The 15,117-nt window shown below is 67.6% G+C and carries 12 protein-coding genes; 7 read left to right on the top strand and 5 right to left on the bottom strand.

From position 1 onward, the window contains the following. Positions 1-43 precede the first annotated feature (43 nt). Genes SACXIDRAFT_RS00230 through SACXIDRAFT_RS00245 form a run of 4 tightly spaced genes read left to right on the top strand, consistent with a single transcriptional unit; the run spans position 44 to position 8,041 of the window. Entirely contained in the window at positions 44-1,576 is a 1,533-nt protein-coding gene (locus tag SACXIDRAFT_RS00230; RefSeq protein ID WP_006236423.1) for a TIGR02677 family protein, read from the top strand. Then, on the top strand, positions 1,573-2,799 hold the full coding sequence (locus tag SACXIDRAFT_RS00235; RefSeq protein WP_006236424.1) for a TIGR02678 family protein: 1,227 nt from the start codon (positions 1,573-1,575) through the stop codon (positions 2,797-2,799). Before SACXIDRAFT_RS00230 ends, SACXIDRAFT_RS00235 begins: the two co-directional genes overlap by 4 nt. Further along, complete coding sequence (locus tag SACXIDRAFT_RS00240) at positions 2,796-6,824, top strand: TIGR02680 family protein (RefSeq protein WP_006236426.1); 4,029 nt, start codon at positions 2,796-2,798, stop codon at positions 6,822-6,824. The genes SACXIDRAFT_RS00235 and SACXIDRAFT_RS00240 overlap by 4 nt, the downstream gene beginning before the upstream one ends. Positions 6,825-6,826: 2 nt before the next feature. Continuing rightward, positions 6,827-8,041 (top strand): TIGR02679 family protein, encoded by a 1,215-nt coding sequence (locus tag SACXIDRAFT_RS00245; RefSeq protein ID WP_006236427.1) that lies wholly within the window; start codon positions 6,827-6,829, stop codon positions 8,039-8,041. A 50-nt stretch (positions 8,042-8,091) separates the two neighbouring features. Here SACXIDRAFT_RS00245 and SACXIDRAFT_RS00250 read toward each other — a convergent pair whose 3' ends face one another. Together SACXIDRAFT_RS00250 and SACXIDRAFT_RS00255 are read right to left on the bottom strand one after the other, a co-directional pair. Beyond that, positions 8,092-8,979: a 3'-5' exonuclease gene (locus SACXIDRAFT_RS00250; protein ID WP_040922341.1), complete on the bottom strand. Its 888-nt coding sequence runs from the start codon at positions 8,977-8,979 to the stop codon at positions 8,092-8,094. A gap of 225 nt (positions 8,980-9,204) precedes the next feature. After that, a complete protein-coding gene (locus SACXIDRAFT_RS00255) occupies positions 9,205-9,822 on the bottom strand; it encodes a 5-methylcytosine restriction system specificity protein McrC (protein ID WP_050986886.1) in 618 nt (205 codons plus the stop codon). 132 nt (positions 9,823-9,954) lie between these two features. Here SACXIDRAFT_RS00255 and SACXIDRAFT_RS00260 point away from each other — a divergent pair, with 132 nt between their 5' ends. Next, a complete protein-coding gene (locus SACXIDRAFT_RS00260; protein WP_006236428.1) occupies positions 9,955-10,632 on the top strand; it encodes a hypothetical protein in 678 nt (225 codons plus the stop codon). A gap of 322 nt (positions 10,633-10,954) precedes the next feature. On the opposite strand, the gene SACXIDRAFT_RS00265 is transcribed toward SACXIDRAFT_RS00260, so the two are convergent. From SACXIDRAFT_RS00265 to SACXIDRAFT_RS00275, 3 genes are read right to left on the bottom strand one after another with little or no spacing between them, the layout of a single operon-like run. Then, a complete protein-coding gene (locus SACXIDRAFT_RS00265; protein WP_006236429.1) occupies positions 10,955-11,665 on the bottom strand; it encodes an ABC transporter permease in 711 nt (236 codons plus the stop codon). Further along, positions 11,662-12,453, bottom strand: coding sequence for an ABC transporter permease (locus SACXIDRAFT_RS00270; RefSeq protein WP_006236430.1), 792 nt, complete (start codon positions 12,451-12,453; stop codon positions 11,662-11,664). Before SACXIDRAFT_RS00270 ends, SACXIDRAFT_RS00265 begins: the two co-directional genes overlap by 4 nt. Then, positions 12,450-13,166, bottom strand: coding sequence for an ABC transporter ATP-binding protein (locus SACXIDRAFT_RS00275; RefSeq protein ID WP_040922344.1), 717 nt, complete (start codon positions 13,164-13,166; stop codon positions 12,450-12,452). The genes SACXIDRAFT_RS00270 and SACXIDRAFT_RS00275 overlap by 4 nt, the downstream gene beginning before the upstream one ends. 132 nt (positions 13,167-13,298) lie before the next feature. On the opposite strand from SACXIDRAFT_RS00275, the gene SACXIDRAFT_RS00280 reads away from it, so the two are divergent. Both SACXIDRAFT_RS00280 and SACXIDRAFT_RS00285 read left to right on the top strand, forming a co-directional pair. Then, positions 13,299-14,153 carry a sensor histidine kinase gene (locus SACXIDRAFT_RS00280; protein ID WP_006236432.1) on the top strand — a complete coding sequence of 285 codons (855 nt, stop codon included), beginning with the start codon at positions 13,299-13,301 and terminating at the stop codon, positions 14,151-14,153. Then, the gene (locus SACXIDRAFT_RS00285; protein ID WP_006236433.1) at positions 14,150-14,830 is read left to right on the top strand and encodes a response regulator; all 681 of its coding nucleotides are present in this window, start codon (positions 14,150-14,152) and stop codon (positions 14,828-14,830) included. Before SACXIDRAFT_RS00280 ends, SACXIDRAFT_RS00285 begins: the two co-directional genes overlap by 4 nt. Positions 14,831-15,117: the final 287 nt, after the last annotated feature.

Genomic DNA, 15,117 nt, shown 5'->3' on the forward strand with positions numbered 1-15,117 from the left:
TGCATCGGCCTCAACCCCTACGCTGGCCCGCGCTGGAGGTGCGGTGGAACGGATTCCCCCGGAGTTGTTCCGGTTCAGCGTCGGCGAGAACGCCGACACCTACACAGCGATTCTGCGCGCGTTCGCGGAGGCCAACGAACGGCTGGAGACCTCGCTGAGCCTGGACGAGGTGCAACAGCGGTTGCGCACAGTGGGCTGGTTCGGTGCCCTGCCCAACGACGACCTCGCTCGCGCGCTGCAGAAGCTACGGGACTGGCAGCTCATCGACGTCATCCAGAACCATGCGGAGAACTACCGCACGGCCGAGGAATACGAGCGTCGCAACCTGCAGTACTCCCTCACCAAACGGGGTGAGGCTGCCTTCGCCGGTGTCCAGCACGCGTTGACCGTGCTGGCCTCCACCGGCGCATTGCAGACGGCCGTGCTGGACGCCATCGCCGACCGCCTGGCGGAACTGCACCGGCTGCTCACGGACCCGACGGCGATTGATCGCAAGATCTTCACCACACTCACCGAGCTGGAAAACCACCTGGACGCGCTGCGTACCAACACCAAGCAGTTCAACGGTGAGCTGCAACGGCTGCTCCGGGCGGAAAGCGCCGACCTCATGACCTTCCGCGAGGTCAAGACCGCCACCGTGGCTTACCTGGAAGAGTTCCTCACCAACCTGGACCAGCGGGCACACGCCATCGCGGCGGGTATCACCCACCTCGAGAGTGACGGTTCGGACGTCCTGCACAAGCGCGCACTGGCCGGGGCCGACCTGCCCCCGTCGCCCGGAAACGACATTCGGGCGAGCTGGCTGGCACTGCGTCGTAGCCGCTGGGCGGGCCTGCGGGCGTGGTTCCTGCCCGAGGACGACACACCCCCACGGGTGGAGCAGCTCCACGTGGTCGCGCGGCGAGCCATCGTGACCCTGCTGCAGGTACTGGACCGAATCGCGGAGTCACGCCACCGGGCCGGCAGCGCGGTCGCTGATTTCCGGGAACTGGCCCGCTGGTTCGCCCTGGCCCCGACGGAGAACGATCTGCACCGGCTGTTCTCGGCGGCGTTCGGGCTCGGCTCCGCCCGCCACGCACACCTGGCTCACCCCGACCCGGAACTGGTCAGCGCGTCGGCCCCCTGGCAGGAGGCCCCGCCGGTTCCGGTGTCGCCGCTGCTGCGGACCGCCGGCCGGATCGAGAAAGTCGCCCGCACCGGCAAGGTGCGCGATGTCGCCGCGCTGAAACAGCAGAGGGCGGAACGCGCTCGCGCCCAGCGGAGGCAGCTGCGCCGCGCCTGGCGACAGCTCGTCACCGGAGGCCCCGTCAGGCTCTCCGCGTTCGCCGAGCTCGACCACGACCCGTTCGAACGGCTGCTCGACCTGCTCGGCCGGGCGCTGGCCACGCAACCGGACACCTCCGGCACGCGCCGCGCTGCTACCACCGACGGCAGGGTGGAGATCGTGCTGCTGCCGCCGCCCGACGAAGCACAAGCTGTGCTCCGCACCCCTCGGGGTGTGTTCACCGGCCCCGACTACATCGTCGACGTCAGTACCCCCGACACCGACGACGCCGCAGAGGAAGCGACAGCATGAGCAACCTCGCCAACCAGCTTGTCATCGCCGAGCAACAGGACGTCGCCAAAGGAATCCGGCTGCTGCTGGCAACGCCGCTGATCAGCGCGAGAACGGCACCGGAAGCGTTCGATCTGATCCGCAGACGGCATGGCCCCATCGCAAAGTGGTTCGACTACACGTGTGGTTGGCGACTAGTAGTGGAACCGAGGTTCGGCTACGCCCGCCTGGCCAAAGTGACCAGCGAACACGATCACACCCGCCCCGCACGCCGGTCACGGTCCGGCCGAACTCCGTTCGACCGCAGACGCTACACGTTGCTGTGCGTGATAGCGGCCGAACTGCTGGCCGGGCCCGTCACGACGATCGGGTTCCTCGCCGATCGCGTGAAGTACGCGACGGCCACCGATCCGGTACTGGAGGTGTTCGACACCGCGGCGCGCTCCGAACGCATGGCCTATGTCGACGCGCTCCGGCTCTTGGAGTCCTACGGTGTGCTCGACACCGTCGACGGAAGCGCCGAAGCGTTCGTGGATTCCCGTGAGGCCAAGGTGCTTTACCGGGTCGACACCACGTTGCTGCTTCGGTTGTTGTCCGCACCCACAGGACCTTCCCAGCTCGCCACCTCCCCGGACGAGGTCGCACATCGCTGGCCGGAGCTGCTCGCGGGGCTGACCCGCGAAAGCCGCTACGGGGACGGGGAGAATTCGACCTCCGACGTGCAACGCAATCTGTGGTTACGGCACTCGATCTGCCGCCGGTTGTTCGACGAACCGGTCCTCTACCGACGTGAGCTCAGCGAGGAGCAGCGCGGCTATCTGGCCTCTCTCACGGGACGGCAGGTGGTGCAGCGCGCGGCCGAGCGGGCGGGGTTCGTGCTGGAAGAGCGGGCCGAAGGTTATTTGCTCGTCGACCCCGAGGCAATCGCCACCGACCGCAAGTTCCCGGACGATTCCGGCACGGCGAATGTCGCGGGTCTGCTGCTCCTCGACACGCTCGTGACCTCCGCACCAGGCCTCACCGTCGAGCAGCTTCGCGCCGAGGTGACCCGGTTGCTGGCCCGGTTCCCACGATGGGCCAAGACGTATCGAGGTGAGGACGGCACCGAGCGCCTCGTGCACGACGCGCTCGACGCGCTGGCGGCGTTCCGGCTCGTCGAGCACACCGGTGGCCGGGTACATGCGTTGCCCGCGGCCGCGCGCTATTCCGTCGCCGAGATCCGAACCAGCAAGGAGAATTCGTGACCATCGCCGAATTGCCCAACAGAGCCGACGCGGAAGCCGGTCGCGCGGCAGCTCGCTGGCAGCCCACGCGAGCCGGGATCCTCAATGTCTGGCGCTACTACGACGAGGTCTTCGAATTCCACAACGGACGGCTGCTGCTACGGGGTCCGAACGGCAGCGGCAAGTCGAAGGTGCTCGAACTGTTACTGCCGTACCTGTTCGACGCGAGCCTTCGCCCCAACCGGCTGTCCACATTCGGCACCTCCGAACGGACCATGCACTGGAACCTCATGGGAGAGGGCGCCTCGGGCACAACCCGGGTCGGCTACGTGTGGCTCGAGTTCGCCCGGATGCCCGGCCTCGACGAGTACGTCACGTGCGGAGCGAGGCTGCAAGCCACCACCCGCACCACCGACGTCACCGCCGACTACTTCACGACCTCGCTACGGGTCGGCACGGATCTCTCGCTGACCAACGCCTCCGGCCAGCCACTGACAAAAGCCGTGCTGACCGAACAGTTGGATGGTCACGGAACAGTCCACCCGAACCGGGCGGAATATCGCGCCACGGTGCGGCAACTGCTGTTTCCCGGGCTGTCGGAACAACGCTACGAAGCGTTGATCACCGCGCTGCTGCAACTACGCACGCCGAAGCTGTCGCAACGTCTCGATCCCGGACTGCTGTCCTCGCTGCTCTCCCGCGCGCTGCCACCACTGGATCAGGAGGACATCGCGGAGCTGGCGGAGGGCTTCGAACGACTTGACCAACAGGGCGAGCGGTTGAAGGAACTGGACGAAGAGGTGGAGGCCGCCCGGAAGGTCGCCACCCGGCAACGCTCCTATGCCCAACGGGTGCTGCGCGCGGCATCAGCCGACCTGATCACTGCCACCAAGCGAATGACCGAGTCGGCCCAGGCCACCCGCCAGTCGGAAACCGAACATCAGGAGGCTGTCGCCGCGAGGACAGCCACGGAACAACAACGCAAGAAGCTTGCCGCAGCGATCCGCCGAGCCGACGCCAGCATCGAAGGACTGACCAAACACGACCTGTACGAAAAAGGCAGCGAGCTCGACGACCTGCGCCGCCGCACCGGGGACGCTCAGCGAGCAGCGCGCGAACAGGCCGCGGTGGCCGAGCGGAAGTCCACGGCCGCCGCTACCGACCGCAAAGCGGCCGAGGATGCGGCGCATGCCGCAGAACAGTGGGTGGAACAAATCCGTGTAGCGGCGGAGGAATGCGCCGGCGCCGCTCGGCGCGCGGGACTCGACTCCACCTACGGCGAGCTGATTTATGCGCTGGAACAGCCGAACGACCACAGCAGACAACTGCTCCGGGCAGCGGTACAGGGCCGGCAGCAGGCGATCGAGCTGGTACGCCGCGCGCTGGAAGCACACGACCGGGCCGTCGATGCCCGCACGGAAGCCGAACACCGGCTGGAGGACGCTCGGACCGAGCTGTCCCAGGCCAATGACCGCAGGGACGCCCTGGCCGACCAGTACGACGAGGTGCTGCGAGAGCACGAGCAAGCATTGCTCGCATGGGCGTCTGCGTGCGAGGAACTGGTCTTCGACGATCCTGCGGCGTTCGTCGAGATCGCGGACTCCGAGGCAGCGGTTCTCGCTCGTGTCGCCGAGGCGGCTGAGCGCCGCCAGCACGACATCACCGTCGAGGAGACCACCCTCAGTGCGCGATGGGAACAGGCCGAAACCACGCGAACCGATCTGGTGGAGAGCCTGGAGAAGCTGCGCGGGAAGGTGGATCTCCCACCGCACGCTCCGCCGCACCGCACCGCCGACCGCACCCGCATGGCGGGTGCGCCGCTGTGGCGGCTTGTTACTTTCGCCGACCACGTCACTCCTGCGGTCCAGGTGGCTGTCGAGGCGGCTCTGCAGGCAGCCGGGCTGCTGGACGCCTGGGTGAACCCGTCCGGCGCGCTGGTGGTCGACGGCCACGACACATTCCTCGACGGCGCTCTACTCGAACCAGCGCCAGGTCGTTCCCTCCGGGAGGTGCTGGTCGCCGAACCGGACAGCCCCGTGCCGGTCGAGCGGGTCGAGGAGTTGCTGGCGGCGATCGCGTTCGGGGACACGCTGCCGGCTGAGCACCCCGCGGCGTGCGGGGCCGACGGACGCTGGCGGCTGGGAGCGGCCACCGGAAGCTGGGCAAAAAACGAGGTCGAACACATCGGCGCCGTGGCACGTGAGCAGAGCAGGCTGCGTCGTATCGCGGAGCTGACCGAGCAGCTCGACGACGTGGACCGAGAGCTCGACGACCTGAGCGCGTGGGCCGATCGACTCGCGCAACGCCGTCGGACACTGGCCGTCGAACGGGAACGTCGCCCATCGCACACCCGGGTCAAACAGACCTGGACGGAACTCGACCGCGCGGAGAACGCGGTCTCTGCCGCCGACAGCTCAGTCCGCGCGGAATCAGGACGCTTGCACGAGCGCGAGGAGTCCGTGCGGCGGGCCCAGCATGCGTTGCACCTCGCGGGCACGGAGCACGGCATACCGACCGCGCGGGAAGCTTTGGACAAGCTCGGTCATGCGGTGGAGGCGTTCCGCGAGCGCGCCCAGATCTGGTTCGAGCAGCACACCAATCTGGCCACCGCCCGGTCACGGGCGGAACTGCTCCAAGATACGGCAGGACGATCGGCGGCCGATGCCGCCGAGTTCCAGGCCACCGCTGAACGCATCGCCGAGGACGCGCAAGCACTCGACGAGGAGCTTCGCACTCTGGAGCGCCTGGTCGATGCCGACGACCTACGGCAGATCGTGGAGGAGCTGGAGCAACAGCGGCGTCTGCGCCGGCAACTCCTCGACCAGGACAGACAGGCAGGTAAGCAGCTCAACGAGCTGCACGAGCGGATCGGGCGGCTCGGAGAACGCCTCGCGCAGGACTCCGAACGACGCAACGAAGCTGTTCTGGCCCGCGACAACGCCGCTGACCGGTTCCGCAAGCTGACCACGAGTACCCTGGTCAAGGATGCTGCACTCGAGGTGGAGCTCACGAGTTCCGGTGGGGTCACCGCGGTCTTGGAGGCGGCGCGGACGGTGGCGTCGAAGTGGCCCACCCTTCCACACGAGCCGAAACACATCAACGATGCCCTGCACCGGCTGAACGAGACGGTGTACGCGTGCCGGGACGTGCTCAGTGGTCGCGCCGACCTGGAACTGGCGACGGACGACGAGATACGGGTGTTCACCGCTGTCCTGGACGGCACGCGAGTGGGTGCGCACCAGCTGCTCGAGACCTTGCGTGCCGAGGCCGAACGCAGCCGCGACGATCTCACGGAGTCGGAGCGGGAGTTGTTCGACCGGACCCTCACCGGTGACACGCGGCGCCAACTGGCTGACCGGATCCGGCAGGCAGGCGAGCTGGTCGACGCGATGAACACACGACTCGAACGGGTCCGCACCGCTTCCCGGGTGGCCGTGCGACTGGTGTGGCAGGTCGATCAGGATCTTCCCGCCGGAACCAAGGACGCCCGGCAACTACTGCTCAAGGACCCGGTGTGGCTCTCGGAGGCCGACCGGGAATCCCTGCACCGGTTCTTCCGGGAACGGATCGAGGCGGCCAGGGCCGACAACACGTCGTCGAACTGGCGGGAACAACTCGCGCAGGTCTTCGACTACACCGCCTGGCACCGGTTCGTCGTGAAGCTCGACCGCGCCGACGGCAAGGGATGGCAGCCGCTGACGAAGAAACTCCACGGCGCCCTGTCCGGCGGGGAAAAGGCGATCGCGCTGCACCTGCCGCTGTTCGCCGCCGTGGCGGCGCACTATCAGGGAGTTCCGTCGGCACCGAGATTGATCCTGTTGGACGAGGTGTTCGTCGGAGTCGATTCCAGCAACCGAGGCCAGGTATTCGAGCTGCTCGCCTCGCTGGATCTGGATCTGGTGCTGACCTCGGACCACGAGTGGTGTGCCTACCGGGAACTGCCGGGCATCGCCATCCACCAACTCGTGACCGGCGACGACGATGATGCCGTGACCACGGCACGGTTCGTGTGGACCGGAAAAGATTGGGCGGGTGAGCAGAATTGACCATGCCCCATGCGTTGCAGGCAGTGGCGCTGCGCCCCCTGTGGGAGGCGGTGCACACGCGAATGTCGTCGGGTCGCGCCGTCACACGTGTCCGTATCGGGCCGCTGAATCACAACCAGCGCGCGGCGGTGGCGGACCTGCTGGGGCTGGACCGGACACCGGGCGAGCACTACACGGTGTCGATACCTGCGCTGGAAACAGCGCTGGCCGAGGCGGGCACGGACATTCCCACGGTCGTCACCACGTTGATCGGCCCGATCGGTGACCGGGCCGCGGAGCGCGTCCGGGCTGAGGCTCGCCGCGCGGAGTTGTGGGACTGGCTGGACACCCATCCCGAGGTACGGCGCCAGCCCGCACTGGCGAGCTGGGCCCAGCAGGTGCGCCGCGCGGGACTGGTCAACGGATCGGTCGGCCAGACCCGCGACATCCTGGCAACAGTGCTGGCTGTGTTGGCCCGGCTCCCCGCCGAGGGGCAACCGCTGCCCGCCGTCGCGAGTGAAGTCACCGGCGATCCGCACGCGCTGGACGACGGCACCCGCCTCGGCAATCTTGTCCTGCGTGCGCTGGCCACGATCTTCGGCGCCCCGATGCCTGCCACCGCCTACGAGCGTCGGGTGCTGTGGGAGCAGGCGGGCGTGGCCGCGGACGAGCTCTCCAGCGTCGTCCTCGCGGCGGGCTTGCGCCTGAACGGTCACGGCGTGGCCAGCGACCTCGCGAGGTGCTGTGCCGAGGCCGGGCAGGCCGTGGCCCTCACGCTGGCGCAGCTGCGCGCGACCGAACTGCACGCGGCACCGGAGCAAGTGTGGGTGGTGGAAAACCCCAGCATCATCGCTATGGCGCTCCGAGAGTTTGGCACCGACTGCCCGCCGATGGTGTGCACATCGGGTTGGCCCAACACTGCGGTGGTGCTGCTCCTGCGCGGCATGGCAGATCTCGGTGCCCGGCTGCACTACCACGGGGACTTCGACGGCGAGGGCCTGCGCATCGCCGCGTATGCCATGGAGAAGACGGGCGCGCGGCCATGGCGTATGGCCACCGGCGACTACCTGCGCGGGCTCCGCCCCAGCACCCAAGGCCCCGAACCGGGACGCATCACAGAGGCACCGTGGGATGCCGATCTCGCGGACACCGTCCGCGAGATCGGCCAAGCTCTGGCCGAGGAGAGCGTGGCCGACGACCTCCTGACCGACCTGGCGCGCCACGTGGTTTCTGGGTGAGGAACAGAATCGTCCACTTGTCGCACAGGTGACCACGTCGTCCCTCGGTCTCAACGGCTGCCGGGCACCGAGGACAGGAACGGGCTGCTCTGGCCGCTCCAGGACACCACGAGCCGTTCCCGGGCCCGCGTACAGGCTACGAAGAGCAGGCAGCGTTCCTTCAGCATGTCGTTGGCATGCGCAAGATTGTCTACGTCCACGGGTGTGACGTCCCTGGTGAAGGGAACAGCGCTCGCGGTGACACCCAGGACAGCCACGCAGCGGAATTCCAGGCCTTTCATGGCGTGCATGCTCGCCAGGCGTACTCCCTCGATATGTGCGCCTGGCCGGTCTCGGATCTTGACCGCGGGGATACCCTCGGCCGCCAGCCTGGCGTGGACCTTGTCCTGCAGGACATTGAAGCGCGTACAGACAGCGATCTCGTCCGTCTTCACACCCTGGTTCAGCCATTCCCGCACGTGGTCCACCAGCGCGGTGATCTCGTCGTGTTCGCTCGCGTATCCCGTGAGGTGTGGCCGGCTGCCACGCAGCAGGGAGCGGTAGCCGACCAGCGTGTCCGTGCTGTCACCGCCCAGCCCCTCGACGGTCGTGTCGGCGAGCACTCCGACGGACCAGGCGAGAATCTCGGCCGTACTCCGGTAGTTGATCCGCAGGCGGCTACTGCGGCCGGTCACGGGAATCCCGAGAGCATGCAGCGACACTCGGGAGTCGTAGATCCGCTGATGCGGGTCGCCGGTGATGAACAGATCGTCCGGGCCTTCGGCGACCGCGGCGCGAACCACTCGCCACTGCGCCGGATGCAGGTCCTGGGCTTCGTCGATGACGACATGCTGGTAGCGGTGCGGGCCGAAGTCGGCTCCGGCGAGCAGTTCGGCCGCGTGAGCACAGACTTGAAGGTGAGTGGTCTTGCCTGCCGAGCGCAGCTCGGTGCGGAACATCTCCACGGCACGCCAGAGCTGTCGGCGCTGCCGGGACCGCAACGCGGAGCCGCGCGATGTCCGTCGAGGAGCTTGCGGATGCCGTGTACCGGGGCATCGATTCGATACAGCAGGCTCGGCAGGTTGGAAGACCTCTTCCGCCGCGCTCAGCGCACGTGAGATCTACGCCAAAGGCAACGCACCCCACGGCTCCCACCGTGTGAAGCACACGGGCATCACCCTCCATCAACACGCCCTCGAGTCAGGAACCATGCGGATGGTGTCGTGTTCGTCGAGGTGATGGGTGGCCTGCAGGATGCAGTGACCCCGGAAACCGTCGAACCCGGCCAGCGCGTCGCGCAGTGCGGCGGTGACGAAGTTTTCGAAGATTTTCGCCAGGTCCAACAGGAAGCCGTGCACGGCGAATTCGCCGGGCCGGTGTTCGATCGACGCGCCGCGGAGCACGAGGCCCGTCAGTAGGAGTGCGTCGTGGTAGCGGGCGTTGAGCCGACTGGGCCGCCAGGCAGGCAGCGGGTGGCCACGCGGGATCGGGGTGATCTCACCGAGCCGCACCCGCAGCCGCAGTAGCCGCCCGCGCACGTCGGCGGGGATGCCGCCGGGCAGGCGGAGCAGCACTTCGCAGGCGGTGCGCAGCAACTGGTTCTCCGCGATGTCGGTGGTGTACTCATCGTGGGCGATCTCCAGCGGGAGAAGTCTGCCATGATGCTTGCGGACCTGGGCGGCGTGCCGGACGCGGCGCCACGCATGACCAGCGCGGTGTCCTGTCCTGCCGGCTGGACGTGCCGGCAACAACGGCTCGATCCGCTCCCACAACTCATCCGAGACCACCCACGGCACAGCCACACCAAGATCATCTCAACCCAAGATCACCAATGTGTTAGGAGCTCTTACTCCATTCCGGGGACAGTGACCGGTTTCCCCGCTAGTTCCCAGTCAGCTGACCAAGAATATCGCTGCACCGACGATGGGAGAGCGATGCCGGAACAGAAATGGGTCACGCTACCGGATGGACGAAAAGTTCCACTGAACAAGCCGAAAAGACGGGGCGCGCCGGCTGTCCTGGCGGTTGGCACCGCAGTGGTGCTCGGTGCGTCGGGCGGGCTCGGTGGCATCGCTGCGGTCAGCGGGTCCGCGGGTGGTTCCACCGCCGTCTCCGCAGCCGAGTCCGCAGTGGTCCGCAACATCCACTCCCACCTCAGCAAGGCGAAACGAACTGCACGACAGGGGAATTCTCAGCGCGCCTGGCAGCAGCTGCGAATGCGCAAAGGCCCAGAACGACACGAGAACGCCGTCGAGTGCGTTACTTTCACCTTTGGTCAGGTGCAGGAATTCTTCCTCACCACGCCCTGCCAAAGCCTCGAACGCTGGCAGTACCCGATCACCGATGGGGCAGGCAGCACGATGCTGGTGGCCGTTTCCAAGGTAACCATGCGGCAAGCGTCGCAAGCCCGGCAATTCCGTCGCCTTATCGATGAACATGGCACCGGCGACATCCACCCGATCGCACCCATCGTGCCGTTCACCGGCCACCACTACGACTCGAAACCAGCGGGCAGATCGGTGATCGTCGCCGAAGCCGAACCGCTAACCGGAAATCCCTCCGAAGCAGTCCTCCAAGCCACCGCCGAAGCAGCTACCGCCATCACCTCGTGATCACGGGGCGCAACGTGCCAGCAGGGGAACCCCGCCGAGCGCCCCGGATCTGACATCGACGGGAAGTTCACGGGCGTGACCGTTCGTATGCGGCCTCCGCCCCGCAGAGGGCATCACCTTGGAGATCCTCGGTTCGCAAGCAGCCTTCCAAACCGACCGCTTGTAAACAGGCGCGTCTACAGGGCTGCGAGTAAACAGAATATCGCCTTCGGCGTTGAGGCAGATAATCGGCAACCAACGGATCGGCGCGAAGAGCCGGCCACGTTGCTGTCACGGTGTGTACATTGTGGAGTCAACGACACACAGAACAGCAACGTTCGCATCAGGCGTCACGACTCCAGAAGGTCCACGTCGCTACGACAGCGATGACGGCGATCCACGCGACCAGGATGAGCGCGCCGGTCCCTGGCGTCAGGATCGGATCCGCATTGGACAGATAGAGCAGACGGCCGGCTCGGTCGGGTAGCCAGCGGGCATGTTCGGTGACGCCAGCCAGCAGGGGCGAGGCGATGAGCACGACGGCGAGCATGGTCACCAGCGGCGGAATGAGCGAGCGGAACAGGACCGTCACGGCGAAGCCGAGCAGCCCGATCAGCACGAGGTAGACCGCAGCTCCGGCGAGTGGCTGTATGTCAACGAACGACAGGCTGCCGTCCCGGAGCGAGACCGACGCGGTCGCCAGTGCTGCCCCGACCGAGGTGGCGCTTGTGATCGCGGCCGCGGTCACGAAGGCGATGGTCTTGGCGGCCAGGAGCAGCGGCCGGTTCGGTGTGGCGGTCAGGGCTGTCCGGATCTGTCTGCCCTCGTACTCGGTGGCAACGGCGAGGACGCCGACGATGAGGAAACCGATCTGGACGAACGGGACCGTCTGAACCACGACCTGGACCATGTTCGCCTCGTCGGTGGATGCGGCGACGGCTGCCGAGAGGACGAGGGAGGCCGCGACGGTGCCGTGCATGGCCGTCATCACCGCGGGCAGGCCACGGAGCTTGCTCAGCTCCGCCGCGACCATGTTGGTGAAAACGCGATTCATGCGTCGCGGCGGGTGAAGACGACAGCGGACACGACGAGCGCTCCCATCGCCCAGGCCGCCATGACGAGGCCGCCGGTGAGCGGATCGAGAGGGTGGTCCAGGGCGATGGAGTCCCTGGCGAACAGCCGGATGCCTGCCAGGTCGGGCAGGTAGCGGGCGAGCGGGATGAGGTTGCTCAACAGCAGCGACACGGACAGCAGAGAGCTATTGGCGACGAGGACCACGAGCGGGACGATGCCGTTGCGAGTGAGCACCGTGACCGCCACGGCGATGAGCCCTGTCAGCGTCCAGTACAGGGCCGCACCCACAGAGCGAGCGACCATCTCGGCGAGATCGTCGGCGGCGGGTGCGGCTTCGCCGACAACCAGGTGTGCCACGGCGAGGCAGGCAGGGATGGTGACCACGGCCGTTGCGAACACGATGAGCACGACGGAGTGGGCTTTCGCGGCGAGCACGGCGAGCCGCCGCGGTGTCGCGGCGAGCGTTGCGGTGATCTGCCTGCCACCTCCGGCATCGGAGCTGTTCGCCGTGTATTCGCTGCTCACCGCGACGACGCCGAGGACGACCGCGCCGACCGTCCCGATCGGCACCACGGAGAAGACCACCTCGACCGGGGAGGTGGAGGCGATGAGCTCGGAGCGGCCCGACCGGATGGCGTTGCGGACGCTGAACGAGTTGAGGACGGTGATGGCGATCGAGCCCACCACCACGACGCCGACGGCGACGAGTGCGGCGGGCAAGGCCGCGGTCTTGCGCAATTCGGCACTGAGCACACGCGGGGACATCATCGCCCTTCCCCCTCCGGGGTCGTGGCGGTGAGAGCGAAGAACGCGTCCTCGAGCGTGTCGTACCCCGCTGTGACCTGAGCGAGCGGGCCTGCGGCCACGACGCTACCTGCACTGATCACCACAAGGTCGTCGGCGATTTCGGCGACCTCGCTCATCAGGTGACTGGACAACAGCACCGTGCCTCCCGCATCTGCCTGGGCGCGCAGCAGGCCACGCAGCCACCGGATGCCTTCGGGGTCCAACCCGTTCATCGGCTCGTCGAGCACGAGCGCGGCTGGCTCCCCCAGGAGCGCGGTGGCGAGCCCAAGCCGCTGCCCCATGCCGAGCGAGAACCTCCCTACGCGGGTGCGTCCAGTGTCTGCGAGTCCGGCCTGTTCGAGTACCTCGTTCACGCGTCGCTTCGAAATGCCATTGCTGCGGGCGACCCATGTCAGGTGGTTGCGGGCGGTGCGGGAGCGGTGAGCGCCGGACCCGTCCAGCATGGATCCGACCGTGCGTAAGGGGTTGCGCAGACTCCGGTACGCCCGCCCGGCGATCAGCGCCGTTCCCGCGGTGGGCCGGTCCAGACCGAGCAAGATGCGCAAGGTGCAGGATTTGCCAGCCCCGTTCGGTCCGAGGAACCCCGTGACGCGACCGGGAAGAGCCTCGAACGTGACGTCGGAGAGCACAGCTCGACAGCCGTGTCGCTTGGTGACACCGTCTACGGAAAGCATGATTCCATGCCAGCCGAGGACCATGCGCGCGTCATCGGACCTCGGCCCGGACCTTCATCGGCATCCTCGGTCCCAGGTCTCTCCGACCCTGGACCGATGCCCACGACTGGACCCGAACTTTAGACTGAGCCGATGGACAGCGGTCGGCCGAGGTGGCGCCCACGTGCGTGGCTCGTGGCCCTGTTCGTGCTGATCACCGTCGCCCTCGCCCTGACCACGGTCGGGGTCGCCCGCCCGGTCGCGACCTGGGTCGTGCTCGGTGTGGCCGTCGCCATCACGATCTCCGTGGTGGGCTGGGCATTCACCCGGACCAGGACGCAGCGCGAACGGTACGAGAACGACCTCGCGGCATGGGCTGCGGAGCGTGCGACGCAGATTGAGCGACTGCGGATCGCCGCGGACCTGCACGACCTGGTGTCCCACGGCCTCGGGCTCATCACCGTTCGCGCCGCCGCGGCCCGCAGTGTGACAGGACCGGACGGCGAGGCGGAGCGAGTGAGCGCGCTGGCCGACGTCGAGCGCACCAGCCGCGAGACCACCACCGAGCTCCGCCGGATGCTGAACGTTCTGCGCAGCCCCGGTGCGGCACCGCTGCGCCCGGCCGACACCATCGACGACCTGCCCGCGATCGTGAAAGCCGCCAACGACGCACGGGTGACAGCCAGCCTGGACATCGACGAACTGGACGACGTGTCGCCCGGCGCGCAGCTCACCGTCTGCGCCGTCGTCCGTGAGGCCCTGAACAACACCGTCCGGCACGCGGGCCCCACGAGTGCGCGCGTCAGCGTCCACCGGAGCCAGGAGTCCGTCGTCGTGGACGTGCGGGATGCCGGACCGCGAAGCGGCTGGCGGCCACAACCCGGGGCTGGCCACGGCCTCGACGGCCTGCGCCAGCGCATCACCGCCCTCGGAGGCACCCTGCACGCAGTGCCCGAGGGAAACGGATTCCGCCTCACCGCCCATATCCCCGATCGGGAACGCCTGTGACCGATCTCGGATATGGGCGGCCCGCGATCTCCGTTCTCATCGTCGATGACCAGCCCCTGCTCCGGCACAGCCTCGCCATCCTCGTCGAGGGCTCGCCGGACCTCGAAGTCGTCGGAGAAGCAGCCACCGGCCGGGAAGCCGTGCGTCTCGCGCGCAAGGTCGTCCCCGACGTGATCCTGATGGACATTCGCATGACGGACGGCGACGGGATCGAGGCGACGCGCAGCATCACAGCCGACCCGAGTCTCGCGACGTGCCGCGTACTCGTGCTCAGCATGTTCGAACTCGACGAGTACGTCTACGGCGCGCTTCGAGCCGGGGCCGGCGGCTTCCTCCTCAAGGACGCTCAGCCCGACCAGCTCGTCGATGCGATCCGCCGCACCCACGCCGGGGAGTCCCTCTTCGCTCCGGCGATCCTGATCCGGCTCGTCGAATGCTACGTCAACCGTCCCGCCGCCTCGCCGGTCAGAAGGCTCGACGCGCTCACGGAGCGGGAGACCGAAGTGCTCACGCTCGTCGGCCGAGGACTGTCCAACGACGAGATCGCCACCGCGCTCACCATCTCCATCAAGACCGTCAAGACCCACATCGGCAACCTCCTCGCGAAGCTCCGCGCCCGCGACCGCGCCCAGCTTGTCATCGCCGCTTACGAGAGCGGTCTGGTGTCGCGGAGCTGAAGGAGGGAAGGACGACAGTCACCTTTCCGACGCTGACCGTGCTGAGGCGCAGGCGCATGGCCTCGGCCGCCTCGGTGCTCCAGGAGCAGGTCGGCGATCTCGACGTGTTCGCGGCAGCGGATGATCGCTCGGTCGCGGGCGCCGGTACTCGATGAGCCGTCGAAGCGCCGGGCTGGGCTCGGTATGACCACTTGTTGATTCACTCGAGTTAGGCTGCTGGGCGGCTGGCGCGCAGAAGACCTCGCGATCGGGCTCGGCTGGTTACCAGCGGTGCTGCCGGGCACAGT

The organism is Saccharomonospora xinjiangensis XJ-54 (assembly GCF_000258175.1).
GTDB classification, from domain to species: Bacteria; Actinomycetota; Actinomycetes; order Mycobacteriales; family Pseudonocardiaceae; genus Saccharomonospora; species Saccharomonospora xinjiangensis.